The organism is Halorubrum aquaticum (genome assembly GCF_900113615.1).
GTDB lineage: Archaea > Halobacteriota > Halobacteria > Halobacteriales > Haloferacaceae > Halorubrum > Halorubrum aquaticum.
On sequence record NZ_FOPZ01000009.1, the window covers coordinates 1 to 25,819 of the forward strand.

Annotated in this window: 23 protein-coding genes; 10 read left to right on the forward strand and 13 right to left on the reverse strand. The window is 66.3% G+C overall.

Going from position 1 to position 25,819, the window contains the following annotated elements:
- On the forward strand, window positions 1-896 hold an 896-nt coding region (locus tag F3H10_RS08995; protein ID WP_149784443.1), incomplete at its 5' end, for an SPFH domain-containing protein.
- 66 nt (window positions 897-962) lie between these two features.
- Window positions 963-1,565, forward strand: a complete 603-nt coding sequence (locus F3H10_RS09000) for a winged helix-turn-helix transcriptional regulator (RefSeq protein ID WP_149784444.1) — start codon at window positions 963-965, stop codon at window positions 1,563-1,565.
- A gap of 27 nt (window positions 1,566-1,592) precedes the next feature.
- On the opposite strand, the gene F3H10_RS09005 is transcribed toward F3H10_RS09000, so the two are convergent.
- From F3H10_RS09005 to F3H10_RS09015, 3 genes are all read right to left on the reverse strand, one after another.
- Window positions 1,593-1,847, reverse strand: a complete 255-nt coding sequence (locus F3H10_RS09005) for a DUF7123 family protein (protein WP_149784445.1) — start codon at window positions 1,845-1,847, stop codon at window positions 1,593-1,595.
- A gap of 167 nt (window positions 1,848-2,014) precedes the next feature.
- Window positions 2,015-2,530: a DUF84 family protein gene (locus F3H10_RS09010; protein ID WP_149784446.1), complete on the reverse strand. Its 516-nt coding sequence runs from the start codon at window positions 2,528-2,530 to the stop codon at window positions 2,015-2,017.
- A 20-nt stretch (window positions 2,531-2,550) separates the two neighbouring features.
- Window positions 2,551-3,321, reverse strand: coding sequence for a cobalamin-binding protein (locus F3H10_RS09015; protein ID WP_149784447.1), 771 nt, complete (start codon window positions 3,319-3,321; stop codon window positions 2,551-2,553).
- A gap of 198 nt (window positions 3,322-3,519) precedes the next feature.
- On the opposite strand from F3H10_RS09015, the gene F3H10_RS09020 reads away from it, so the two are divergent.
- From F3H10_RS09020 to F3H10_RS09030, 3 genes are read left to right on the forward strand one after another with little or no spacing between them, the layout of a single operon-like run.
- Window positions 3,520-4,491: a transcription initiation factor IIB gene (locus F3H10_RS09020; protein WP_142986864.1), complete on the forward strand. Its 972-nt coding sequence runs from the start codon at window positions 3,520-3,522 to the stop codon at window positions 4,489-4,491.
- Window positions 4,492-4,542: 51 nt separating this feature from the next.
- Complete coding sequence (locus F3H10_RS09025) at window positions 4,543-4,944, forward strand: hypothetical protein (RefSeq protein ID WP_149784448.1); 402 nt, start codon at window positions 4,543-4,545, stop codon at window positions 4,942-4,944.
- Between the two features lie 25 nt (window positions 4,945-4,969).
- Window positions 4,970-5,683 (forward strand): type I 3-dehydroquinate dehydratase, encoded by a 714-nt coding sequence (locus F3H10_RS09030; RefSeq protein WP_149784449.1) that lies wholly within the window; start codon window positions 4,970-4,972, stop codon window positions 5,681-5,683.
- A gap of 69 nt (window positions 5,684-5,752) precedes the next feature.
- Here the strand turns inward: F3H10_RS09030 and purN are convergent, their stop codons facing one another.
- The gene (gene purN / locus F3H10_RS09035) at window positions 5,753-7,357 is read right to left on the reverse strand and encodes a phosphoribosylglycinamide formyltransferase (protein ID WP_149784450.1); all 1,605 of its coding nucleotides are present in this window, start codon (window positions 7,355-7,357) and stop codon (window positions 5,753-5,755) included.
- Between the two features lie 168 nt (window positions 7,358-7,525).
- On the opposite strand from purN, the gene purB reads away from it, so the two are divergent.
- Window positions 7,526-8,974 carry an adenylosuccinate lyase gene (gene purB / locus F3H10_RS09040; protein ID WP_149784451.1) on the forward strand — a complete coding sequence of 483 codons (1,449 nt, stop codon included), beginning with the start codon at window positions 7,526-7,528 and terminating at the stop codon, window positions 8,972-8,974.
- Window positions 8,975-8,995: 21 nt separating this feature from the next.
- Here purB and mce read toward each other — a convergent pair whose 3' ends face one another.
- Complete coding sequence (mce, locus tag F3H10_RS09045) at window positions 8,996-9,379, reverse strand: methylmalonyl-CoA epimerase (RefSeq protein WP_149784452.1); 384 nt, start codon at window positions 9,377-9,379, stop codon at window positions 8,996-8,998.
- Window positions 9,380-9,515: 136 nt separating this feature from the next.
- Between mce and F3H10_RS09050 the strand changes: the two genes are divergently transcribed.
- Window positions 9,516-10,319 carry a formate/nitrite transporter family protein gene (locus F3H10_RS09050; RefSeq protein WP_149784453.1) on the forward strand — a complete coding sequence of 268 codons (804 nt, stop codon included), beginning with the start codon at window positions 9,516-9,518 and terminating at the stop codon, window positions 10,317-10,319.
- A 27-nt stretch (window positions 10,320-10,346) separates the two neighbouring features.
- On the opposite strand, the gene F3H10_RS09055 is transcribed toward F3H10_RS09050, so the two are convergent.
- From F3H10_RS09055 to F3H10_RS09070, 4 genes are all read right to left on the reverse strand, one after another.
- The gene (locus tag F3H10_RS09055) at window positions 10,347-10,787 is read right to left on the reverse strand and encodes a hypothetical protein (RefSeq protein WP_149784454.1); all 441 of its coding nucleotides are present in this window, start codon (window positions 10,785-10,787) and stop codon (window positions 10,347-10,349) included.
- Between the two features lie 73 nt (window positions 10,788-10,860).
- Window positions 10,861-12,537: an acyl-CoA mutase large subunit family protein gene (locus F3H10_RS09060; protein WP_149784455.1), complete on the reverse strand. Its 1,677-nt coding sequence runs from the start codon at window positions 12,535-12,537 to the stop codon at window positions 10,861-10,863.
- Between the two features lie 86 nt (window positions 12,538-12,623).
- Window positions 12,624-13,568: a DUF368 domain-containing protein gene (locus F3H10_RS09065; RefSeq protein ID WP_149784456.1), complete on the reverse strand. Its 945-nt coding sequence runs from the start codon at window positions 13,566-13,568 to the stop codon at window positions 12,624-12,626.
- Window positions 13,569-13,574: 6 nt separating this feature from the next.
- A complete protein-coding gene (locus F3H10_RS09070) occupies window positions 13,575-16,649 on the reverse strand; it encodes an oligosaccharyl transferase, archaeosortase A system-associated (RefSeq protein WP_149784457.1) in 3,075 nt (1,024 codons plus the stop codon).
- Between the two features lie 97 nt (window positions 16,650-16,746).
- On the opposite strand from F3H10_RS09070, the gene aglG reads away from it, so the two are divergent.
- Window positions 16,747-17,691, forward strand: a complete 945-nt coding sequence (aglG, locus tag F3H10_RS09075) for a glucosyl-dolichyl phosphate glucuronosyltransferase (RefSeq protein WP_149784458.1) — start codon at window positions 16,747-16,749, stop codon at window positions 17,689-17,691.
- A gap of 56 nt (window positions 17,692-17,747) precedes the next feature.
- On the opposite strand, the gene F3H10_RS09080 is transcribed toward aglG, so the two are convergent.
- From F3H10_RS09080 to F3H10_RS09090, 3 genes are all read right to left on the reverse strand, one after another.
- The gene (locus F3H10_RS09080; RefSeq protein ID WP_149784459.1) at window positions 17,748-19,214 is read right to left on the reverse strand and encodes a flippase; all 1,467 of its coding nucleotides are present in this window, start codon (window positions 19,212-19,214) and stop codon (window positions 17,748-17,750) included.
- Window positions 19,215-19,283: 69 nt separating this feature from the next.
- Window positions 19,284-20,702: a sulfatase-like hydrolase/transferase gene (locus F3H10_RS09085; protein WP_188127912.1), complete on the reverse strand. Its 1,419-nt coding sequence runs from the start codon at window positions 20,700-20,702 to the stop codon at window positions 19,284-19,286.
- Window positions 20,703-20,947: 245 nt separating this feature from the next.
- Entirely contained in the window at window positions 20,948-22,141 is a 1,194-nt protein-coding gene (locus F3H10_RS09090; RefSeq protein ID WP_149784461.1) for a glycosyltransferase family 61 protein, read from the reverse strand.
- Window positions 22,142-22,291: 150 nt separating this feature from the next.
- Here F3H10_RS09090 and F3H10_RS09095 point away from each other — a divergent pair, with 150 nt between their 5' ends.
- Entirely contained in the window at window positions 22,292-23,725 is a 1,434-nt protein-coding gene (locus F3H10_RS09095) for a sulfatase-like hydrolase/transferase (protein ID WP_149784462.1), read from the forward strand.
- Complete coding sequence (locus F3H10_RS09100) at window positions 23,722-24,642, forward strand: glycosyltransferase (protein WP_149784463.1); 921 nt, start codon at window positions 23,722-23,724, stop codon at window positions 24,640-24,642. The genes F3H10_RS09095 and F3H10_RS09100 overlap by 4 nt, the downstream gene beginning before the upstream one ends.
- Window positions 24,643-24,845: 203 nt before the next feature.
- Here F3H10_RS09100 and F3H10_RS09105 read toward each other — a convergent pair whose 3' ends face one another.
- Window positions 24,846-25,691: an RNA ligase family protein gene (locus F3H10_RS09105; protein WP_149784464.1), complete on the reverse strand. Its 846-nt coding sequence runs from the start codon at window positions 25,689-25,691 to the stop codon at window positions 24,846-24,848.
- Between the last annotated feature and the right edge of the window lie 128 nt (window positions 25,692-25,819).

Below are 25,819 nucleotides of genomic sequence, written 5' to 3' on the forward strand. Positions count from 1 at the left end.
AGGAGGCGATCACGCGGGACAACTCGCCGGTGACCGCGGACGCGGTCGTCTACATCAAGGTGATGGACGCCAAGAAGGCGTTCCTCGAGGTCGACAACTACAAGAACGCCGTCTCGAACCTGGCACAGACCACGCTCCGCGCCGTCCTCGGCGACATGGAGCTCGACGACACGCTGAACAAACGCCAGGAGATCAACGCGAAGATCCGCCGCGAGCTGGACGAGCCGACCGACGAGTGGGGGATCCGCGTCGAGAGCGTCGAGGTGCGCGAGGTCAACCCCTCGAAGGACGTCCAGCAGGCGATGGAGCAACAGACCTCCGCGGAGCGGCGTCGCCGCGCGATGATCCTCGAGGCGCAGGGGGAACGGCGCTCGGCGGTCGAGCAGGCGGAGGGTGACAAGCAGTCGAACATCATCCGCGCGCAGGGGGAGAAACAGAGCCAGATCCTCGAGGCGCAGGGTGACTCGATCTCGACCGTGTTGCGTGCGCGCTCGGCCGAGTCGATGGGCGAACGCGCCATCATCGAGCGCGGCATGGAGACCCTCGAGGAGATCGGAAAAGGCGAGTCGACCACGTTCGTGCTCCCGCAGGAGCTCACGAGCCTCGTCGGCCGCTACGGCAAGGCGCTCTCCGGCTCCGACGTCCAGCAGATGGACGGCCTCGAGGGCCTCGAGTTCGACGAGGAGACCCGCAAGATGCTCGGGCTCGACGACATCGACGAGATCCTCGGACAGATCGACGAGGCGGCCCAGATGGACGTCGAGGAGCTCGAGAAGGAGGCCGAGGCGGTCAAGTCCGGCGACGCGGGTTCGAACATCAAGTCGGCCGACGAGGTAATCCAGGAGATGGACGAGGACGTCCCCGAGGGCGAGGTCGAGCCGGCCGAGGAGAGCTGAACCGCCGATTCGACCGTTTCCGCCCCGAGCGAAGCGCTTTTGCCGGGCGATCGCGTACCACGGAGCGTGACCGAAGAGGTCGACGAACGGAAACGCCGAACCCTGCGGCGGTTCGCCGCCGTCGGAGCGGCCGCCCCGTTCGTCGGAACCGCGGGCGCCGCGGACGACACCAACGAGACCCGCGAGGCGATCCGCGGGTACGTCCCCTCGACGCCGGGCGCGCACTTCTCGAAGCTCCGGGACGACCTCCGGCTCGGCACGGGTGAGGCCCAACACCACCTCCGGACGCTCGAGGAGGCGGGCGAGGTGGAGTCGCGAAAGGACGCCGACTACCGCCGGTACTTCCCGGCCGGCCGGTTCGACGAACTCGACAAGCGGGCGCTCGGCTACCTCCGCCGGGAGACGCCGCGGGGGATGGTCCTCGCGCTGCTCTCGGACCCCGACGCGACCGGCGCGGAGCTCGCCGACGCGCTCGGCGTCTCCCGACCGACAATAAGTGCCGCAGCGGGCGAGCTGGCCGCGGCCGACCTCCTCGACCGCACCGACGGCTACGAGCTGACCGAGCCCGAGCGGCTGTTGACGCTCGTCGTGCGGTACGCCGACTCCTTCGACGCCGACGCGGTCGCCTTCGCCGACGAGGCGGCCTCGCTCGTCAGTTACGACCCGTAGTCGCCGTCGGCCGCGGTGGCGACTCCCCTAGGCCGTCACCATCCACGTCGTGCCCGAGGAGTAGCCCCATTTCTCGATGTCGAGCTCGGCGGCCGCGTCGGCGACGGCACCCATGTTCGCGCCCACTTCCTTCGCGGAGAGACCGAGCTCGTCCGCGATCAGTCGCGATTTGAAGTAGGTCCGGTCGTCCGCGTTGGCCCGGAGGTACTCGAGGATCCGGGTCTGTTTCTCCGAGAGGCCGGTCGGTTCGACCGCGACGGGTTCCGCGCGTGCCGTGCTCATGTCACCACACATGGAGTGTACCCTCAAAAGGCGGTTGGTAGACGGGATTAACACCGTCACGTAGTGCGATTTCGACGCGAGAGCGGTCCGTGTGGCTCCCGCCGACGGGCCGTTCCGGTACGAACTCCGAACCGGCGAACGATCCCGCTTCCGGCGCGATCCGGCCGTCAGTACAGATCCGAGACGAAGGGTCCGAGGGCGCCGGAGACCGCGGCGGCGAGCGCGTCGGTGCGGTCGAGGCCGCCGTTCGTCAGCGCGCCGGCGGCCCCGCCGCGTCGCGCGACGCCCGTGGTGTCGAGCACGTCGTCCATGATCGGCCCCAGCTCCCCGCCCGCATCGACGCGGTCGGCGACGCCGTCCGGAAGCCGGAGGCTCGGCCCCGAACCGCGGCCGACGCGGTCGCCGTCGTCGACGGCCGCCCACATCACGAGAAAGAGGCCGTCGACGCCCTCGAACCGGGCCACGCCGCCCTCGAGACCGACGCCGAGGTCGTACCCGCCCGCCTCGAGGACCGCCGCGGCGCGGTTCTCCGCGCCGGCGACGGTCTCGGCGTGGCCGGTCGGCTGCTCGCTCACGCCGGAGGGGACCGCGACGGACTCGACCGATTCGGTTTCGTTCGTCCCGAGCGCGCGTTCGACCGCACGTCGTTTCACCGGATTGCCGCTGCCGACGCCGACTCGCATACGGCGACCCCGTCGGGGACTCACGAATACCCTTGGACGCCGAACAGCCCCGCAAGCCGCTCGATCCCGTCGATCAGTGCGGGGCTCGGCTGGTTCAGGAGCGAGTCGTCGATCACGTGGACCGGCGCGTCGATCCACTCCCTGTCGGCGACGGTCGCGGGGTCGACCCGGTCGCCGCGCCCGCAGACGTGGACGACGACGTGGTCGGGGTCGGCGGCCGCGACGGTCCCGGGATCGACCTCCCGGGAGCGCTCGCCCGCCTCGAGGAACGGGTACCGGCCGCCGGCGGCCCGGACCGCGTCGGGGACCCAGTTGCCCGCGGCCATCGGCGGGTCCGACCACTCCTCGCAGTAGACGACGGGACGGTCCGCGGTCGCGTCGCCGGTCGCGTCCCCGATCGCCTCGAGCCGCTCGCGCGCGTCGGCGGCCAGTTCCGCGCCCGCGTCCGGCCGACCGACCGCCGCGCCCGTCTCCCGGAAGTCCTCGAGCACGTCCTCGAGCGTGGCCGGGTCGCGGTGGTCGACGGCGAGTCCCCGCTCCCGGCAGTCGTCGGCGAGGTCGGTCTGGAGGTCGTCGCTCGTGAACACGACGTCGGGGTCCAGCGCCGCGACCCGATCGATCGAGGGGGTGAGCCAGCCCCCGACGGCGACGGGGTCGGTTCCGTGTGCAGATCCCGCGTTCGACGGGGGATCACAGTGGTGGGTGACGCCCACCAGACACTCGGCCGCGCCGAGCGCGGAGAGGGTCGCGGTCGCGCTCGGCGCGAGCGAGACGACGCGGGGAGCGGTCATCGGTGACGGGTTCGCTCCCGTCGCTCGAAAACGTTCGGATCGCGCGGGGACGCCGGATCCCCTCGAGATCCGTCGTGATCGATCGTGTTCATTCGTCGCCCGCGCGGCGACACGTTCCGGGTCTTTTAAGTTACGTTCGCCCGTCTATCGGACAAGACTGCTCCCGGGCGTTCTCGATTAACCGGGGGACAGAGAGCTATGACCGAACGACTACATACCAGGGGGAGTCGCACCCGTGGGGAGACGGAGGAGGAATCGGAGAGCACCGACGAGACGCTGAGCTGTCCGGAGTGTGACGGCCAGGTCATCAACGACGAGGAGCACGGCGAGACGGTGTGTGCGGACTGCGGACTCGTCGTCGAGGCGGACTCGGTCGACCGCGGGCCGGAGTGGCGCGCGTTCGACTCCCGCGAGAAGGACGAGAAGTCCCGCGTGGGCGCGCCGACCACGAACACGATGCACGACAAGGGCCTCTCGACCAACATCGACTGGCGCGACAAGGACGCGTACGGCCGCTCGCTCGGCGCGCGCCAGCGCCAGAAGATGCAGCGGCTCCGCAAGTGGAACGAGCGCTTCCGCACGCGCGACTCGAAGGAGCGCAACCTCAAACAGGCGCTCGGCGAGATCGACCGGATGGCCTCGGCGCTCGGACTCCCGGACAACGTCCGCGAGACCGCCTCGGTCATCTACCGCCGCGCGCTCGACGAGGACCTCCTCCCCGGCCGCTCCATCGAGGGAGTCTCCACGTCGTGCGTCTACGCGGCCGCCCGGATGGCGGGCGTCCCGCGCAGCCTCGACGAGATCGCCGACGTCTCACGCGTCGAGAAGGCTGAGATCGCCCGGACGTACCGCTACGTCGTCCGCGAGCTCAAACTCGAGGTCAAGCCCGCGGACCCAGAACAGTACGTCCCGCGGTTCGCCTCCGACCTGGAGCTCTCCGAGGAGTCGGAGATGCGCGCGAAGGGCCTGCTGAAGAACGCCAAGGAGAAGGGCGTCCACAGCGGGAAGTCGCCGGTCGGGCTCGCGGCCGCCGCCGTCTACGCCGCCGCCCTCCTCACCAACGAGAAGACGACGCAGGCGGCCGTCTCGGAGGTCGCCGACATCTCCGAGGTCACCATCCGTAACCGCTACCACGAGCTGCTCGAGGCCGAGGACGGCCTCGTCGCGTAGGCGTTCGGCTCGACGCACGAGACCCCGAACACGCGACCCGCCACGACATCCATGACCCGTTCCCGTGACCTGCTCTCCGGCGTCTCGCTCGTCCTCGTCGCCGGGTGGTTCCTTCTCACCACGGGCGCGGGCGGCGGCCGCGTCACCCTCCTCGTCGCCAGCGTCGGCTGCGGACTCGCCGGCGTCGCATATCTGATCGCCGGGGCGGAGATCGCCCCGACCGTCGCCGGACGCGACCTCTCGGCCGAGCACTTCCGGTCGATCGCGGTGGTCGTCCTCGGCGTCTCGATCCTCGCGCTCGGCGCGGACGGCATCGCGGCCGGCCTCGACGCGCTCTCGCTCGTCCTGCTCGTCGGCGGCCTCCTCGCGGTCGCCGCCGGTTGGCTCCGACTGGCTCGCGTCGGGCGCGTCGAGGCCGGCCGGGACGAGCCCCGGTCCGACGGGGAGAGCTAAGTCCCCCACCGTCGAAGGGCCGGGCATGTTCGAGGAGTTCGTTCTCGCGGCGAGCACCGCCGACCTGTCCGCGGAGCCGCGCGCCCGCGAGGCGGCCGACGCCGTGGAGTTCCGCATGGACCTCGCCGACGAGCCGTTGGCGCAGCTCGAGGCGTACGACGGGGCGCTCCCGCTCGTCGTCACGAACCGCGCGGAGTGGGAGGGCGGGGAGGCTGGCGACCTCGGCCGGTACGACGCGCTCGCGGAGGCGATCGCCCACGACGCGGTCGTCGCGGTCGATGTCGAGCTCGCGGCGCTCCGGGGGAACGCGCCGACCGGCGAGCGCTCCCACGCGACGGCGCTCCGCTCGAGCGCCCGCGAGGAGGGCGTCGAGGTGATCGCCTCCGTCCACGACTTCGAGTCGACGCCGGAGGTCGGAACGCTCTCGGACCTCCTCGCGGACGCGGCGAGCGAGGGCGACGTGGGGAAGCTGGCGACCACCGCGAACGCCCGCGAGGACGCGCTCGCGATGCTTCGCGCCACCAACGAGGCGACCGCGGCGGGCCACCGCGTCGCGACGATGTGTATGGGCGAACCGGGGAGACATACCCGCGCGGTGGCTCCGGTGTACGGCTCGCGGATCGGGTACGCCCCGGTCGACGCGGCGGACGCAACCGCGCCCGGCCAGTACCCGCTCGCGACGCTCCGGACGCTCGTCGACGGGTTGCGGGAGGGGGAGAAGGAGTCGGAATCGGGGTAACTCGAATCGGAACGGGAGCCGGAATCGGAACGGGAGTCGGGAGGGGGGCCGGAGCCGGAGCGTACCCGCTCAGTCGTGGCGGAAGCAGCGCGACCCGGTAAAGGCCATCGCCATGTCGTGTTCGTCGGCGGCGGCGATCACGTCCTCGTCGTTGACCGAGCCGCCGGGCTGGATCACGGCCTCGATGCCGGCGTCGGCCGCCTCCTCGATCGCGTCCGGGAACGGGAAGAACGCGTCGGAGGCCATCACCGCGCCCTCGGCTGACTTCCCGTCGGCGTCCTTCTCGGCTTTCATCGCCGCGAGCGTGACCGCGTCGACGCGGGAGACCTGCCCCATGCCGACGCCGACCGTCTCGGTACCGGTCGCGAACAGGATCCCGTTCGACTTGACGTGTTTGAGCGTCTTCCAGGCGAACAGCATCGTCTCGACCTGTTCCTCGGAGGGTTCACGGTCGGTGACGAACTCGAGGTCGGCGGCGGTCGGCGACTGGAGGTCGCGCTCCTGAACGAGCCGCCCGCCGACGATCGGCTTCTCGACGAACCGCTCGGAGAAGCGTTCATCGCCCTCCCCCAGCGGGCCGACGTCGAGCACGCGGAGGTTCTTCTCCGCCGTGAGCACGTCGAGCGCGCTGTCGGTGTAGCCGGGCGCGACGACGACCTCCTTGAACGAGTCCGCGATCGCCTCGGCGGTGTCGGCGTCACATCGGCGGTTCAAGGCCACGATCCCGCCGAAGGCCGACTTGGCGTCGGTGCGGAGCGCCCGGTCGTACGCGTCGGCGAGGGTGTCGCTCGTCGCGCAGCCGGCCGGGTTGGTGTGTTTGATCACGGCGGCGGCGGGCTCGTCGAACTCCTTGACGAGTCCGAGGGCGGCGTCGGCGTCGTTGTAGTTGTTGTACCCCATTCCCTTCGATCCGGTGTTCAACCCGTTCGCGCCGACGACGCTGGCCTCCTCGCAGGCGGGATCCGCGTACAGCGCCGCCTCCTGATGGGGATTCTCGCCGTAGCGCAGCGAGTCGGCCCGGTCCTCCGAGACGAACCGTCGGGCCGGGAAGGAGCCGCCGGTGTCGCCGTCGATCCGGACCGACTCGGGGGTCCCGTCCTCGTCGGTCTCGATCGCGACGTTCCCCTCCGCGAACCACCGGACCGCCCGCGGGTACGCGGTGAACTCCGCCTCGTGGAGCACTCGTTCCTTCAGCGACGCGGCGTCGTCGTCGTCGTAGACCGGGACCGGCTCCTGGGTGAGGATCGGACCGTCGTCGACGGCCTCGGTGACGACGTGGACGGTACACCCGGTCGTCTTGACGCCCGCCTCGAGCACCTGCTCGTGGGCGTCGGTGCCGGGAAACGCCGGCAGCAGCGAGGGGTGAACGTTCAGCGTCGTCGGGGCGGCATCGAGGAACTCGTCGGTGAGCACCCGCATGTAGCCGTCCAGACAGACGAGGTCGAAGTCGTAATCCGAGAGTCGATCGAGGATCCGGCGCTCGTGGCTCGCACGCGTTTCGCCCTCCTCGCGGGTGACGACCTCGGTCGGGATCCGGCGCTCGGCGGCCGCCTCGATGACCGGCGCTCCCTCGCGGTTCGTTAACACGACGGACAGCTCCGCGCCGCCGGGCGCGGCGTCGGCGATGTGTCGCAGGTTCCGTCCCCGGTTGCTGGCGAGTCCGGCGATCTTCATGTCCGATCCCTCCGACCGGTCGCGTTTATCCGTTACGGTCGTCGCCGGAGAAGTATACACGATCGAGGACATGTATCCGGACTGATCGCCGTAAACGGCACGAGAGTATACACCTCCGTGGGTAGCGTCATCGACACGCTTTTGCGCGCTCCGGGGACACTCGCGGACATGACCGACGACCCACTCCCGGGACTCTCCCGTTCGGACCCGCTCGCGGCCGTCTCCCCACTCGACGGGCGGTACGCCGGCCGAACCGCGCCGCTCTCGCCGTACGCGAGCGAGGCGGCGCTCATGCGGGCGCGGACCCGCGTGGAGGTCGAGTACCTGATCGAACTGGCCGGGCTCGAGGCGACGCCGATCGCGCTCACCGAGGCGGAGACCGCGGCCCTGCGTGACCTCTACGGGACCTTCTCCGCGGAGGACGCCCGGCTGATCAAGGACCTGGAGGTCGAGGGCGCGGCGGGGTACGCCGCGACCAACCACGACGTGAAGGCCGTCGAGTACTTCCTGCGGGTGCGCCTCGAGGAACTGGACGAGGCCGGAACGCTCGAGAACTCGGAGCGGCTGTTCCCGTGGATCCACTTCGGGCTCACGAGCGAGGACGTCAACAACCTCGCCCACCGGGTCCTGATCGGGCCGGCCGTGACGGAGGTGCTCGTGCCCGCGGTCCGCGAGGTGCGCGACGCGCTCGTCGAGTTGGCCCACGAGCACCGGGACACGCCGATGCTCGCGCGGACGCACGGCCAGCCGGCGACGCCGACGACCTTCGGCAAGGAGATGGCCGTGTACGCCGCGCGACTCGGTCGGACGCTCGGCCGCGTCGAGACCGCGGTCGACGACCTCTCGGGCAAGCTCGCTGGCGCGTCGGGAACCTACGCCGCCCACGTCGCCGCCTACCCGGACGTCGACTGGCGGGGCGTCTCCCGCTCCGTCGTCGGTGGCCTCGGGCTCGACCACACCCCGCTCGCGACGCAGGTGAACCCGTGTGACGACCTCGCCGCGCTCTTCGACGCGCTGCGCGGCGTGAACGACGTCCTCCTCGATTTAGACCTCGACGCCTGGCTGTACGTCTCGGACCGCTACCTCGGGCAGCGCGCCGTGGAGGGCGAGACCGGCTCGTCGACGATGCCGCACAAGGTGAACCCGATCGACTTCGAGAACGCCGAAGGCAACCTCTCGAAGGCGAACTCGGACCTGGTCTTCCTCGCCGACTACGTCACGACCTCGCGGCTCCAGCGCGACCTCTCCGACTCGACGGTGAAACGCAACGTGGGAGCCGCGTTCGCCCACTGTTTGATCGGCTACTCGAAGACGGCGGACGGGCTCTCGAAGGTGGTACCGAACGAGGTCGTCATGCGCGAGGAGCTGGAGGCGACCCCCGAGGTCATCGGCGAGGCGGTCCAGACGATCCTCCGTCGCGAGGGCGACACCGACGCCTACGAGCGCGTCAAGGAGCTCACCCGCGGCTCGCGGGTCACCCTGGAGGACTTCCGGGCACTCTTCGACGACCTCGACGTCGACCCGTCCGTCCGCGAGGAGCTACGGGAGCTGACCCCCGCGGGCTACACCGGGATCGCGGCCGAGCTCGCGGACGGGGTCGCCGACGGCGACGAGTAGGTCGACGGCGTTTCGCGAGCGTTACACCTCGACGAACTCCACGAGTACCCCGCCGGTCGACCGGGGGTGGAGAAAGGCGACCGCGTGGCCCCACGCGCCGGGTCGAGGCTCCTCGTCGACGAGGTCGACGCCGCGGTCGCGGGCCCGGTCGAGCGCGGCGGGGAGGTCGTCGGTCGCGAGCGCGACGTGGTGGATCCCCGGTCCCTCGCGCTCGAGGTAGTCGCGGATCGGGCCCTCTTCGGCCGGTTCCAGCAGTTCGAAGTAGCCGCCGTCGAGTTCGAGGAAGACGACGCGCATTCCCTCGAACGTCTCCTCGTGGGCGACCGGCGCGTCGAGGAGTCCCGAAAACGAGTCGGCGAGTCCGGCGGCGTCACGTGTGGCGACGCCGACGTGATCGAAGCGCATGGGAGGTGGATGGGGCGTCTCCGACTTATAATCGAGCGGCGCGGGTCGAATCGACCCGGAGCGGCAGAGGGCGCATCGGCACGGTCCGCCCCGAGGGAAAGGTTTGGGTGCCGCCGAGCGAAAGGTCCGACGAGCCGTGTCCGACCAGAGCCCCGACGCACAGACGGAGCAGAAGACCTCCCGGACCGTCCTCGATACGATCCTCGACGGCGCGCTCCACGAGATGAATCGGGAGCGGTCCGGGCTGCTGCTCTCGGGGCTGTCCGCGGGCCTCGACATCGGGTTCGGCCCCCTGATGATGGCCGTGGTGTTGACGCTCTCACCCGCCGGGTTCGGCGACCTCACCACCGAGCTGCTGTTGGCGAGCGTCTACTCCATCGGGTTCATGTTCGTCATCTTGGGCCGGTCGGAGCTGTTCACCGAACACACCACGCTGGCGGTGATCCCCGTCCTCGACGGGCAGGCGTCCCTCCGTGACCTGGGTCGGCTCTGGGGGCTCGTGTACGTCGGGAACGTCGTCGGCGGACTCCTCTTCACTCTGCTCGTGATCCTGTTGATGCCGGAGCTCGGCGTCGTGACGCCCTCGGCGTTCGAGACGATCGCGTTGAAACTCGTCAGCCACGACCTGCCGTGGCTGTTCGTCGGCGGCGTCTTCGCCGGGTGGCTGATGGGGCTTCTGGCGTGGCTGATCACTGCCGCACAGGAGACGACGAGTCGGCTGATACTCGTGTTGATCGTCACCGGGACCATCGGTCTCCTCCACCTACCGCACTCGATCGCGGGCAACGTGGAGGTGTTGTTCGGGCTGTTCATGTCGCCCGCGATCACCGCGATCGACTACGTCGGATTCCTCGTTTTAGCGACGGTCGGAAACGCCTTCGGCGGCGCGGTGTTCGTCGCGCTGTTGAAGTACGGGCACGTCGTCCGCGGCGCGAGCTAACGGGATCCGACCCGGCGCGGTCGCGGCTCAACAGTCGTACCACGGCTCGATCCCGTCCGCTCCGAGCGTGAGCCCGACGTCCTTCGGCTCGCACTCGAACTCGATCGGCAGGTCGGGGTCGTACCGCCACGCGCGAGAGACGCCGTCCGCGGTGAACGCGTGTATCCTCGCGGGGACCACGTCGATCCCCTCGTGTGACGCGATCCGTTCGGGTCCGAGCGCGAACACGCGGGAGAAGAGCGTCCGGCCGTCCTCGTCCGCCACGCGGACCGCTATCTCGGCCTCCCCGGCCGTGGCGTTCTCGACTATCACCTCGTTGGGTTCGTTGGCGTCGCCGGAGCCGCTTCCCGGGAACACGCCGGTACAGCCGGCGGTCGACGCGGACGCGACCGCCCCGACCGTCGCGAGGAACCGCCGTCGGGACGGTCGGGCGGCTGGGCCGAGGTTCAGCGTTCGATCGGAGGGCATCACGATCCGGGTGAGCGGCCGGAGGAAAAACGCTACCGGCCCGTCGTCGAGGCGATCGACCGGACGTCGACGCTCACCGGTTCGGGCTGTACTCGCCGAACTCCTCGCGGAACACGTCGGAGACCTCCTGGACGGTCGCGTACGCCTTCACCGCGTCGACGATCGGGGGCATCACGTTCGCCTCGCCGCGAGCCGCCTCCCTGACGGCCGCGAGCGCGGATTCGACTGCCTCGTCGTCGCGGTTAGCCTTGACCTCCTCCAGGCGCGCCCGCTGTTCGGCCTCCTGTTCGGGGTCGACCTCCTCTATGTCCATCTCGGGCTCCTCGTCCACCTGGAACTCGTTGACGCCGACGATCACGCGCTCGCCCGCCTCGATCTCCCGCTGGCGCTCGAAGGCGACGTCCTGGATCTGCCGTTGGACCCACTGGCTCTCGACCGCCTCGAGCGCGCCGCCGCGGCGGTCGATCTCCTCGATGATCTCGAACGCCTCCTCCTCGATCCCGTCGGTGAGGTTCTCGACGTAGTAGCTCCCGGCGAGCGGGTCGATCGTGTCTGCCGCGCCCGACTCGTGTGCGAGGATCTGCTGGGTCCGGAGGGCGGTCCGGACCGACTTCTCCGTGGGGAGCGCGAGCGCCTCGTCCTTCCCGTTCGTGTGGAGGCTCTGGGTACCGCCCAACACCGCCGCGAGCGCCTGATAGGCGACCCGAACGACGTTGTTCTCGATCTGCTGGGCGGTCAGCGTGGAGCCGCCCGTCTGGGTGTGGAACTTCAGCTGTTTGGATTTCGGGTCCGCCGCGTCGAACCGTTCGTCCATGATCCGTGCCCACATCCGGCGGGCCGCGCGGAACTTCGCCGCCTCCTCGAAGACGTCGTTGTGGGCGTTGAAGAAGAAGGAGAGCTGCGGGGCGAACTCGTCGACGTCGAGGCCGGCGTCGAGGGCGGCCTCCACGTACTCGATCCCGTTCGCGAGCGTGAACGCCACCTCCTGGGCGGCCGTCGACCCCGCCTCACGGATGTGGTACCCCGAGATGGAGATGGTGTTGAACCCCGGGACCTCCTCGGCACAGAACGCGAAGATGTCGGTGATGAGCCGCATGGACGGCTCCGGCGGGTAGATGTAGAGGTTCCGCGCGACGTACTCCTTCATGATGTCGTTCTGGATCGTTCCCCGGAGCTCCTCCCGCGGGACGCCCTGTTCATCACCCATCGCGACGTACATCGCCAGCAACACGGCGGCCGGCGCGTTGATCGTCATCGACGTGGAGACCTCGTCGAGCGGGATCCCCGAAAAGACCGTCTCGAAGTCGTCGAGGGTGTCGATCGCGACTCCCGAGCGGCCGACCTCCCCTTCAGCCATCGCGGCGTCGGAGTCGTACCCCATCTGCGTCGGGAGGTCGAAGGCCATCGAGAGCCCCGAGGAGCCCTCGTCTATCAGGTAGCGGAACCGCTCGTTGGTCTCCGTCGCGGTCCCCATCCCGGCGTACTGGCGCATCGTCCAGAGCCGCCCGCGGTGCATCGTCGAGTAGACGCCGCGGGTGTACGGCTCCTCGCCGGGGAAGCCGGCGTCTTCCCGGTAATCGTGATCCGCGAGGTCCGCCGGGGTGTACAGCGGGTCGACCGTCTGTCCGCCGGTGTCGGTCGTGAACTCCTCCTCGCGCTCCCCGAACCGGTCGACGGTGTCGCCGTAGGTCCCCTCCTCCCAGGACTCCTTCGCCTCCCGGATCTCGGCCAGCTCCTCGGGGTCGTACATTACCTACACGGTCGACCGACCGCGACTTAACGGTTGACCCGAGACCGCGAACGCGCCCGGAGTTCACGCGGCGAACGCGCTCGGCGTCAGTACTCGAGCACGCCCGCGTATCGGTCGACCGCGAGCACGGCGACCGCACCGACGACCGCGGCGAGCCCGAATCGCGGGAGAGCGCTCGTCCACGTCTCGCCGGACTCGGCGAGCCGCATCGAGACCTCGATCACCGGGGCGCGGAGCGCGCCGACGATCAGGCTCACGAGGAACGCGAGCGTCGCGGCGCGGGCGGCCTCGAGGGCGCGCCGCACCGCGTGTGCGATCGTGAACAGCCCGACGACGCCGCCGGCGAGAAACGCGACGATCGGCGGGGCGGAGCCGACGATCGCGGCGGTTCCCTCGCCCGCGGCCGCCGCGGCGGTCGCGTCGAGGAACGCGCTGAGCGTCCCGGCCATGAACTCGTACTGGCCGAGAACGACCAGCAGGAGCGACCCGGAGAGTCCGGGCAGAACCATCGCGCTGACCGCGACCGCCCCCGAGAGGAAGACGACCGGGAGCGCGTGGCCGAGGGCGGTGGCGGCGACGCCCGACGCGAGAAACGCGGCGAGAAAACCGCAGACCGCCGCGACCTTCCGGCCGGTCGTCTCCAGATCGACCGCCCCGTAGAGCACGACCGCGGAGGCGGCGATCAGCCCGAAGAAGAACCCGTACGTCGCGACGGGAGCCGCCGCGAGGAGCGCGTCCACGAGGGTCAACACGAGCACGACGGCAGTGCCGATCCCCGCGCCGAGAACGGCGAGGAACGCGCCGTCGACCTCGCGGAAGGCGACTCGCGCGTCCGCCCGGCCGCTCGCCCGCACTCCCGAGAGCACGCGCACGATCCGGTCGGGGTCGATCGCGGTCACCGCCGCGATCAGTCGCTCGTAGATCCCGACGATCAGCGCGATGGTGCCGCCGGAGACCCCCGGGACCGCGTCGGCCGTCCCCATCGCCAACCCCTTCAGGTATATCGCGATCCAGTCCCGAGCGTTCGCCATCGTGGGTCAGGGGGCCGTGGCAGTGTATTCGGGTGCGGATATCGAGGTACTGCTTTCGTTTGTCTCATCGTCGGCTGTGCCGTCGGATCCGCTCCCGCTGTCGCTTCCCGACAGGACCGATTCGAGTTCGACGGTCGCCGCGGCGCCGTCCTCGCCGATCACCTGCGACTCGGTGACGTTCACTCGCCCCGCACGCGGAGTCACGTCACTGCCTCCCGACGCCAGCCCTGTCGTGACCTCGTAGGGGCCAGTTGCCCGCACGCTCGTGTTCGTGTACCCCTCCTCGGGTCCGAACTCGTCGTAGCCGGTCGTTGAGTACGGAACCGTGAACTCGAAGTTTCCATCGTCGTCGGCCTCCGTGTACTGTTGGTACACGAACGTCTCGCCGGAGGGTTTTTGCATCTCGACGGCCGCACGAACCTCCGCGCCCGGCTCCGCACCGGATCCCTCAATAGTCGCACCAGGGACGCGCTCGAACGTCTTCACCCAGTCGTCCTGGAACGCGGCGAGCACAGACTCGCCGAGGATCTCCTCGAAATTCACGCCGAGTTGCTGGAGGACGCTCACTTGTTGTGCCGATGCCGACTGTCCTTGCGATTCTGTAGCGTGAACGAGCCGGTGATGTTCGAGGGCACCGACGCGCTCCGAGGGAAGCCCGCCGACCCCGCCGACCTGTGCGCTTCCGTCCTCCTCGACGTACTCGCGCGCCGCGGAGACGTTCTCGAACTGGCGGACCATCGACCGAGGGTCCTCCGGAAGCACCGCGAGTTCGACCTGCTCCCCGCTCGCCGTTCGCGCCGCCTGCGTGTCCCAGTCGACGACGACCGGTTCGGGTTCCACCGCGCTTCCGTAGTGTTCGTACAGCCGGATCATCTGGCTCTCGTGGTATCGCTGGGTGTTCACCTGCATCACCGTTCCGAACCCGCCCTGTTCGTTCTGCTGGTAGACGGGGCGGTTGAAGTCCTCCCGGGTCACGTTGCTCTCGTCGTAGAACGTGACCGGCGCGCCGAACTTGGAGTTCGGCGAGGCCATCTGGCGGTCGACCATCACGTACCGGGTGTTCGCACCCTCCTCGCTCTGTCCAGCGAGCACGTCGTTCGCGGCGGCCTCGTCCGGTGCGAGTAGGTAGTTCGCGGCCGCGTCGGCGTTCTGCTGGAACGGGTTCGCGTTCGGGATCCGTTCCGCGCGGGTGGTGATCCAGTGGCCGTAGTCCCACCACGACTGGACGCCGTACGCGCCCTCCGGGTAGTCGAAGTCGCCGTCGTCGGGGCGTTCGTACGTGCCGTAGTACTCCATCGGGTTGTCGGCGCCCTCGAGCTCGCCCGGATGGGGCGTCTCGTCGTTCATCCACTGGAGGCTCTCGTCCCACTCGACGACGTTGCCCGGCCCGGTCGAGTTGCCCGCGGTCCACACCGGCGTGGCGACCCCAACGAGCGGCACGAGGAGGACGGCGATCACCGCGGCCGCGGTCAGGACCTGCCACCCCTCGATCTCACGAAGGTTCTCGAGCGAGGAGAGGTCGATCGCATCGAATGTGACTTGGAGGAAGTACGCCGCGCCGACCGCGACGATCACCGCGAGGTAGTAGTTGAACCGAGCCTGGGTGAACGCGGCGCTCCCGATGAATGCGGCCCACACGACGAAGTACAGCTCCTCCGCGTCGTACTCGACGAGGAACGTCGCGCCGACGAGGAACGCCGCGGCGATGACGAGCCCGACCACCTGCCAGCTCACGCCGACGACGCTACCGATCGTGTCGTACAGCTGGGGCACCGCGTAGACGGAGCCTACGACCGCCAGCGCGGCCGGGATGTAGAGCGTGTGGTTCGGGTCGTCCGAGAGGTACAGCGGGCGCGCGACGACGTAGAGGACCGCCGCGAGCGCAAGGAAGAAGGCGAGCCCGTACTGCGAGAGGATGAAGTTCGCGAAGGTGGCGTCCTGGAGGGGTGGTGCGCCCTCGCCGATCGTCTGGAAGGTCGCTCGCGCGCTGAAGCCGATGAAGTTCAGGAGGTTACTCGAGAGCGTCGACCATAGCGAGGGGATCGCGAGCCACAGGAAGCCGGCCGATGCGAGGATCAGCCCGCCGACCGCCGCCGGATACATCTCGCTTTCGAGTTCGCGTGACTCCCACTGGCGGGCGAGCCACGCGAGGAGGACGGCACCGACTGCGACGCCGAGCGGGAGGATGATCTGGAGGAGCGAGTAGTCCGTGACTGCGAACGAGAACGTGTCGAGAGGGATCAGCTGCATCAAGCCGGTGATGCCCATCGCGACCCCACCCGCGAAGGCAATCGGTTCGGGGGTCCGTCCGTGGTACACGTCACTCGTGATCTTGATCGCGAGGAAGACGCCCGTGAACCCGACCATCAGGATCCCCGGCTGCCACGTCCAGATGTAGAGACCGAGAGCGACGCCGGCGGCCGCGGCGTAGCCTGCCGGTCGCTTGAGCGCCTCCCAGTCGCGGTCGACGAGGAGCTCCCAGACCGGTTTCTCGCGTTCAGCGACCGCAAAGGCGACGAGAAACGCGAGGACCGCAAACGACTGGAAGAGGACCTCGGCCGCGCTGTGATCAGGGAAGCCAACCAGACTGTAATTGAAGAACGTGCCCGGCAGCAGCGCGAGCACGCCGACGCCGGCGAGCGCGGCCGGACGCTCGACGAACCGGCGCGCAATAAAGAACGTGGGGGCCGCGGCGAGCGCCCCGGCGATCGGGGCCATCACGAGCATGACCTCCTCGGCGCCGCCCATGATCGGGCTGGCGATCCAGATGCTGACCGCCATGACGTGGTCCCATAGCGTGCCGAATTGGCCGGCCTGAGTGCCAAACGGGAATCCGGTCCACGGGTCGAACGGGAGCGTGTTCGGCCAGTTCTCGAGGAGGTAGCTCGTCTCGCGGAGGTGGTACCACGGGTCGTTCCCGCGGAAGTACACCTCACCGTCGACAATGAAGTTTCCGTACGACCGGAGGCGGGTCCACAGCATGAAGACCAGTATCCCGAGGAGGGCCGGGACGTGGTACCACCGCTCGAGAAGATCGAGGGGGGCGTCGTCTTCCTTGGCGGAGTCGGTTCGCTGGCTCATTACACGATGACACTTCGAAAACGTCCATAAGCCTTGTTATATACCGATCACGACTCGGTCCGAACGCTTATTCGCGACGCGGAGAAACCGCCATCTGATGAAGGTCTCCGTCGTCGTCTGTACGTATACGATGGACCGCTACGACGTGTTCACGGAGGCCGTCGAGAGCGCGCTCTCCCAGACGTACGACCCGATCGAGGTGGTGTTGGTGATCGACGGGAACTCCGAGGTGTACGAGCGAGCAGTCGCAGACTTCGGCGACTGCGAGAACGTCGTGATCCATGACAACGAGGAGAACCGCGGGATCTCCTACAGCCGGACGAAGGGTGCGAAGTTGGCCTCCGGGGAGATCGTCGCGTTCATCGACGACGATGGGGTGGCTGAAGAGGACTGGATCGAGAAACACGTCGAGATGTATGAGGAGACGGATGCGGTCGCCGTCGCGGGATACGTCGCACCTGACTGGCAGACGGATAAACCGGACTTCTTTCCCGACGAGTTCTACTGGCTCGTCGGCTGTACAGAACGAGGGTTCGCCGAAGACGGCGAGGAGGTGCGCAACGGCTACGGGTCGAACGTCTCGTACGAACGGAATGCGTTCCTCTCCGTCGGCGGCTACGACGTGAACACCGGAAGGAAAGGTGACCGTCACATCCAAGCCCACGAGGCACCCGTCGGAATCCGCCTTCGCGAGAAGTACGGAAAGGGCGTCGTGTACGTCAACGACGCCGTCGTCCACCACAAACTGTTCGACTACAGGGGCGAGTTCCAGTGGCTGGTGTTTCGTTCCTTCTGGCAAGGGTTCTCGAAGCGCGTGATGGAGCTGTTGTATCCCGGCGCACAGGGCAATGAAAGCGCGTATCTTCGGGATCTTTTTTTCACGCATCTGTCGAGTCGAGCGAGGAAGACGGTGTTCGGGCCGTCGCTCTCGCAGGGGAAACGGATCGTAGCGATCCTGACGTTTACCGGTGCCGTGGGTCTCGGGTATCTCTACGGTCTCGTACGACGGGACGTGCTTCGCGAGGATGTCGACGAACCGTAGGCCGTTCTTCGGGCTCATGATCGCATTTCACGGACGATCACGAGCGATCGAGAGCATCACCCTCGACCGATCCATTCGGGGATCAGGCGGTCCGGAATGTTGTCGACGACAGTTTTCCGGAACCGTGCGGAGACTCCTAGAAGCGAGAGGAAGTATGCTCCCGCGCCGAGAAAGACGAGAAACAGGACAATGACGAGATTTGAATTAATGTCCAAGTACGCGCTCTCCGCCTGGAGCAACCCGTAGACCACGACGCCCATCGCACCCGCGGACACCCACTGACGGGCTATCTCGTCCGTCGGAACAGAAAACTCTAGCACCCGCGAGAGCGTCGCATACGCGACGACAAGGCTGACGCCGACCGATGCCGCCGTCGCACCGGCCGCACCGATGACCCCGTAGAAAGGGATTAGACCGACGTTCAACACGACGTTCGCGACGATGAAGACGGCGTTGATACGAAACGCCAAGTCTGGACGGTCAACAGCGTTGAGCGTAGCCGTGAACTGTCGTTGATAGCCCTGTATCAGTGTGGCGAGAATCAGTACCGAGAGGACGGTTGCTCCTCGAGTGAATTCCTCACCGTACACAAGGAGGAGGCGTTCGCCGAGCAGGATTCCACCAACCAATCCGGGGATCAGGATCAGTCCGGCGTACGCCAGCGCCGTTTCGAATAAGTCACTTACCGAGTCCAGTCCCTTCTCGGCAGAGAGTGCGCTCATTTCCGGGAACAGCGTCTCGCTCAGTGATCCTCCGAAGAGGATCAAGAAGACCGCGATGTTCCACGCCGCCGTGTAGATCCCAACGAGCGACGAGGACACGAAGAATCCAAGAACCGCCACGTCGACCCAGTTGAACGCCCGTGAACGGAGGGATCCCAGCCACGAGAACTTCGCGTATTCGGCTATCTGCCGGTAGTGGGTCCGGGTGGGCAAGGCGATTCGTTCGAAACCTCGAAGGACGATCATCCCTCCGATGACCGCGACGAACAGATAGCCGACGGCGTAGCCGACGAACAACGCGCCGATCCCGTATCCCACGAGGATCGCGCCGATCTGGATGAGGCTTCGAGTACCGGTCCGGATCGGATTGAAGATCCCCGACACGTGTACCAGGCGTTGTCCGTTCAGGGTCGAACTCACAGTAGATTGTGCGAGTTTGACGAACAGGAACGCCACGATGACCCCGGATGCGGGGTAGCCGATATAGTCGTTCACCCATCGCTCGAGCGAAAAGACGAGGATCGCCATCGCAAGGAGCAACGCGAAGCCGAGCGTGACGCCAGCGATGGCGTACGCGGACTGGTCGCCTCCATCGTTCTCGCTGACACGTTTGGTGATCGACTCCGGAATACCCATGGTGACGACGATGCCAAGCCACGAAACCGTCGAGAGAACGAGGTAATAGGTCCCGAGAGTACTCGATCCGAGAAAACGAGCGATGAACACGGTCGCTGCGAAACCGAGTGCGGATGCGAGAAACCGGGACCCGAAGTGAACGACAGATGTCTGTCCCAGTCGCATACGTTCACGCGCGTGAGTCAGACCAATAAGGCCGCCGCTTGAGAGATCTGCCGACTGCGGGACCGCTTTCTACGTCATGTAGCCAAGTTCGTGGAGCCGCCGTTCGACCTCGTTCTCAAGGTCGCTTTCACCTTCATCGATGCGCACCGTCCCGAGACCGTCGACGACGTCCTCGACGTACGCGTTGTCTACACCCGAATCGAGAGGGACGCGATGCGACGATGGTTCATACCGGATCCCGTCGTCGCGCCGAATGGCATCGACGACGACCGTCTCGTCGTGTTCGTGACAGACCGCGTGCCACGGTCCGAAATACGGTTCCCGCTCATCGGCGGGAAGTGGTAGTTCGTCTCCGGGTTCCTGAACGCGGTAGGAGGTCGTTATCGCATCACCGTTCGGCGGAACGAAATTGGCATCCCTACCGGAACGGATCGAGTCGACGACGCTCGGAAATTGGGTAAGGGAAGCTGGAGATTTGACGGTTTCCCCTTGATCTTGGTCGGGTCGTTTGACGACAAGCGGAACATGAGCCAGCTCGTCGCCGATCCCCCAACTGTGGTCGATCAGCCGAACCGAATCGTTCAGCGCGCTGTACTCACCGAATCCCTCGCCGTGATCGCTGGTGATCACGACGAGCGTGTCGTCAAGGACGTCCGCATCCGTGAGTCCTTCGAGCAACGTTCCCACATACGCGTCGACTTGTCGAATACAGTCGTCGTACAAGCTTTCGCTCGCGACCAGTTCCCAAAACGGGCGTTTCCCAAGGTATTGTGTCGTGAGCGGCCCGCCCATCGCCTCGCGGTGAAGTTCCTGAAGCGTGGGCCCTCCCCAGCGATCGAACTCGTCGAGCGGCAGGTACGGATAGTGTGCGTCCATGAGGTTGAGACAGGCGGCCCACGGCCCGTTCCCTTCGCGTCGCCACTCCAAGAACGCGGAGACGTACTCGCCGCCGTATTCCTTCGTCGGATCGTACACCCCGCTCGTTGATCCGAATTCCCGAGAGAATCCGTTGATGGCCGAGCGAAACGGCGCATCGCTCCGGAGGCACGCACGCAGGTATTCGAGATAACTCGGATCGCCGGGGATTGCCTCCGGTCCGAGCGCGTCCGGAAAGACGAGTTCGTCGCGTCTCGGTCCCACTACGTGGTCGAAAAAGGACGCGAGGTTCGACGATTCGGCGACGATGGCGTTCGGTGTGAACAGTCCGGTTCGGTATCCCTCCTCGGACAGCGTCTCCCAGACCGTGTGTCCCGGCAATAGTTCGACTCCGTGAGAGGAGACTCGGTGTTCGGCGACGTGATACCCCGTAAAGAGACTCACGTGGCTCGAAATGCTGTGGATTCCGGGCGCCTTGGCGTTCGTATACGTCGTCGCTCCGTCCGCGAAGGCGTCCAGACGGGGCGTCGTCTCCCGAGGATACCCGAGGTGCCCGACGTTCCGTGCCCGGACGCTGTCGAGGATCACGAGGAGGACGTTTGGGTCGCCCATGGCGGGGAGTCTGGGTGTTCGCATATGTAAACTTCGGTCATCGGCTTCGGAATCGGCGGCTTCGAAATAGGTCGGATATCCGTTCCGATACAACACGATGGGGCAAGTATCTGTTCATCTACCGAAAGATTCGTATCCGGGGTTCCCGGACTGGCTCCGGCGACCGATGACGGTGAGCTTCGGCGAGATTGCCTCTGCGGAGGACTGGATCGAGCAGTTCGGTCATCCGTAGCGTCCTCGACGAATCACGAAGGTTCCTCGCCGAGGATCTCGGCGATCGTTCGATCGAGTTCATCCGTGTCGATCCGAACGTCGACGCCGATCTGTTTGCCATCGATGGGCACATACTCGTGATCGAGCGCCGCAGCGAGGCGGTCGAACGTTGCCATTCGTTTGTCACCGAATAGTTCGACGAGGGTCAGATCATCTCCGAAGACGACGTTCGTCAGCCCCGCACCGTGGGGTCCGACGACGAGTTCGGCTCGCGAGAAGAGGTCGACCTGTTCACGGACGCTCAGATGACTGGGAAGGCAGGTGTCGATGTCGTACCGATCGAGTACTCTCTGAAGCTCGTCCCGGTTCGCAACGCGTCTGACGGTCGCGTCGCCACGGCCGACGTAGATCCGTTCGGGTCCCGTATCCGTCGACATCGATCGTCGCATCCGATCCCTGAGCCACGCACACTCCGTCGGCGTGGGATCGGGAAACGTCGGGACGACGAGCGTCTCGACGGCGGCGATGCCACCGTCCCATCGCCGGATGTCCCCGTCGTATCCGACGATCGAGAGCGATTCCTCGACCCATCCGGGAGGATCGGCGGGGATTAGGAGCGTCGGATATTCTCCGGTTGCGTCGGCATAGGACTCGAGCAGGCGGACGCGAACCAGACACTCCATCGTCCAGTGGTAGTAGTTGGTCCACGGCGGGATCGCGAGCGTGGCGAGCTCGAAGCGCTGACCTGAGTTCACCCCGCCCGAGAGTGTCCCGATCGTCTGTCGGATCCCGTTTGTTCGCATCGACTGCGCGATGGTGACGCCCGTCCGTCTCGTCTCGAGCGGCGGAGTGGCGACGGTGTCGGCGACGACGGTCCCGTTGGCGGTGACCCCCGGCCCCGCGGGTCCCAGAAGAGTCGCGTTCGGGATCTCACAGACGAAACGATCGCCGGGATCGTATCGCTCGGGAGTCCGCTGTCTTCGGGACCCTGCCGCCGCCTTGATCCGCATCGATCCGTCGTGAGGTTCGGTGACGATCGGATCGAATCGTGACGGGAGCGCCTCGCGCGATAGCACGTCGATTCGGTCGTGAAGGAGTCGACGATACGCAAGTCGATAGAACAACACGTCCTCGACTACGAGGTCCCCTCCCGAACGAACGAGTTCCCGCGGGCCATCCTGGCGATACTTACGGACCGCACGCCCGGGGATGTCTCCGAGTTCCATCCGTGGCTGACGGTTTCGGCTGGAAAATATAACAGTACCGGGTGAGCGGTCCCACGGTTGGGATCATATCAGAGTCTCGACCGGCGACGATCTTGGAATAGGCCTGTGAACCCGAACGGATATGCCGGGGGGAACCGTAGATGGAGGTAGATGAGGCGTCCAAACGTCTTGCTCGTCGTGCTCGACAGCCTCCGTGCGAGAAACGTCGGACTCCACGGGCACCACCGAGAAACGATGCCTTTTCTATCCGAGTACGCCGACGGCGCGACCACCTACCGGCAGGCCAGAGCGCCCGGGATACACAGCGTCGCGAGCCACGCCAGCCTGTGGACCGGGACGGCCGTCGCCGAACATGGCATAACGCGCCACGCGGATCGGTTACGTGCGGGGACGACTATCTGGGAAGAACTGGCCGAGAACGGTTACCGGACTGGCGTCTTCACCGTCAATTCCGTCGTCGCTCACGCCTCGAACTTGGTTGAACCGTTCGACCATGTGGAGACGGACGAGTTCTCCGATAGTGTCGAGAAACCCTTCCCTGACGCCCATAGTCCGACAGACATCGCCTCTCACGAGGGGATCGTGGGTAACCTAGTTCGGTCCCTCCGGGACGACACTCCGATCAAGTCCCTTCTCAACGCCGCAGATCATCTGTACCGGAAACAACGCGGACGCCTCGAGCCGACCCTCGACTCGGAGAAGTTGATCGAGCGATTCCTCGAATGGCAGGCCGAATCCGACGATCCGTGGGCGGCGTGTCTCAATCTCATGGACGCACACTTCCCCTACGAACCCGCTGAGGAGTACGACCAGTGGGGAGACGATGAACTCAGATCGCTTCATGATGGGTTCGATAAACCGCCCGCCAACGAGTTCGTCCAGGGACGTCCGTGGTGGCAACTTGAGGCGTTCGAGAACCTGTATGACGGGACAATACTGGAACTAGACGCACACTTGGAACGGATCGTGGCGGGACTCAAACGAGCAGATGCCCACGACGATACGCTCGTGGTGATCACGAGCGATCACGGCGAAGGATTCGGTGAAATCAGTCGGCTCACGGGACGGACCCGGATGGTCGACCATAGTTGGGGGATCCACGAGGTGGTGACACACGTCCCGCTCGTGGTCAAATACCCTAGACAGACTGATCCGATCACCGTTGACGAGCCGGCGACGCTTACTGCGTTTCCTGAGACTGTTCGGGCGGCGTTCGACGGAACGTGTTCACGGGATTCGTTTGCTCCCGAGGGACCGGTAGTTGCCTCCACGGAACGGCTCCTTGAAGATCACGCCGACGTGTTCGACGACAGCGACGAACCGGTATCGGCGTATCACGGTCCATGGCGGGCTGTGTACGAAGGGTCGGACAACGGTGATGTCATCAAGTATGCAACCCACGGTGACGATGCGATCATGCTCCGTATCCGGAGCGCGCAGGACTATATCCCGATTAACCGAACCGATGTGGAGACGGTCGATCAGGTCTTCGATTCTCTTGAACCGATCAATATGGATGGGGGTTCGGGGACTGTGTCGGAAGCGACTGAAGATCGGCTCTCGGATCTAGGGTACCTACGGTGACACAGACGAACAGATCGTCAGATTCGGAGACTCCTAAGGTTGCCGTTATCGTTCCCGTCTACGAGGATCCCGACGGGATCCGGACGACACTGGAGTCGCTTCTTGCTCAGTCATGTGAATGGCCACACCGGATCGTCGTCGTCGACAATGGATCGACTGACGATACTCCCAACATCGTCCGCTCGTACGACGACAATCGGTTGACCCTGCTTTTTGAGACGGATATTCAATCTTCCTACGCTGCCCGAAACACCGGCGTTAATGCCACTGAAAGTGATATCCTGGCTTTCGTCGACGCCGACATGGCTGTCCCCGATGGCTGGCTCAGAGAAAGCCTGCGGGAGCTTGAAGCGGCGAACGCAGACTATATGGGATGTAACGTCGATCTTACACTGCCGAATTCTCCAACGATTGCCGGGCGATATGACCACCATACGGGCTTCCCCGTGGAGGGATACCTTGAGCGTCAACAGTTTGTTCCCACCTGTTGTTTGTTCGTCCGTCGGGCGGTCTTCGCGGACGTTGGCCTCTTTGATCGGCGACTCATGTCGGGGGGTGACAAAGAGTTCGGAAATCGAGTCCACGGGGCGGGCTATGACTCACATCTCGCGGACGACATCACGGTGTCTCATCCAACTCGGAGTTCGATCGGTGAACTCATCGCGAAGGATATTCGTGTCGGTCGCGGATTGTGTCAACTCCAGCGATACCACCCGGATCGGTATGGGACGCCGGGTATTCCACCACGCCCGACCGGGATCAAGCGACCGGATCAGGATCTCTCGAGGAGAGATCGTGTCGCATTCGGCGCACTCTCGAGGTTTCTCACTGGCGTCCGCGGCGCAGGCTACTACCGAGAGTTCGTCGCTGGCGATTGCTCCGACGATCCCGGAACAATACCCGAACTCGACACCTGAAATCGGTTTGGCGACCGATGAGGTCATGTATTCGCCGCCCTTTCACCACGTCGACCCCTCGTACGTGACCCCTATTGCGTCAATCGATGATCCGTCAGCCGTCGATCACTATGGGATCCGCCACCACGTCGAACTTCTCATCTAACACCGCGAACTCGTCCCAGTGGACACGTTCCGTGACTCATCACCACGTCGATCCCCACTCAACTGGCATCGACATCGTCGAGAAACGTCCGTGATCGATCGAGGAGTTCCGAACGGATCGCCTCCAGCGTCCGGCCCCCTCCGTTCCGAGCGACCAACTGGTGGCGTTCCCGGAGGAACGTCTCGAACGCCCGTTCCGCGAGAGCGTCGACCGTAACGGGGTCGCCACGACCCTCGATCCGAGTTTTGATCCGTGCGAGCTGCTCCCGATCCATGTGAGCCGTGACCGCCTCCACGGGGTCGTCACTCCCTGTCTCTTGGTCCACTGATGCCGACCGCTCCGCTCCCCGGATCACGCCTCGTCCGCCCGTCTTGTTCCGGACGACGACGCCGGCCGCGGGGCCGTCGTACCACGCGGACGACGGGACGGCGTACGACTCGGGATCGAAGTCACGGGCGTGACGCTCGCGCTCGAAGGCGTTCACGGGATCGAGTCCGAGCCGTTCGAATATCGCCTCCGCGGCGTCCGGCGGTCGGAACGACCCCGCGTTTTCGGACCACACGTCGTGGCCGAGAAACGACGGGAGCCGGTCCCAGTCGTACTCGATCGTTCGCTGATTGGTAGCCACGCCGAAGAAGACGACGTCGGTCACGTCGTCGACCGCGCTCCGGAACGCCGCCCGGTCGAACCGCTCCCTGACGTGTCGGACCGCGTGAGCGTACCCGATCGGGAGGCTCTCCGGGTCGTCGTAGACCGTCTCGCGGTCGCCGAACCGGAGAAGTCCGGACTCCTCCATCCGGAATCGGAGATGCCAGCCGTCGATCCGCTCGAGGAGCCAGAGGTGTCCCGAGAGGAGGTTCCGGGGCGCGTCGGAAACGGTCGGAAGCGACGGATAGCGTTTCATGAGATGTCGAGGGGAAGGAGGTAGGGAGCGACCGGTGACGATCCCGATCGCGTCGGTGACGACTCCGGGTCGGCGTCGGATGACTCTTGTGGCGGCCGGCGGATTCGACCGCGGAGGAAACACTCATG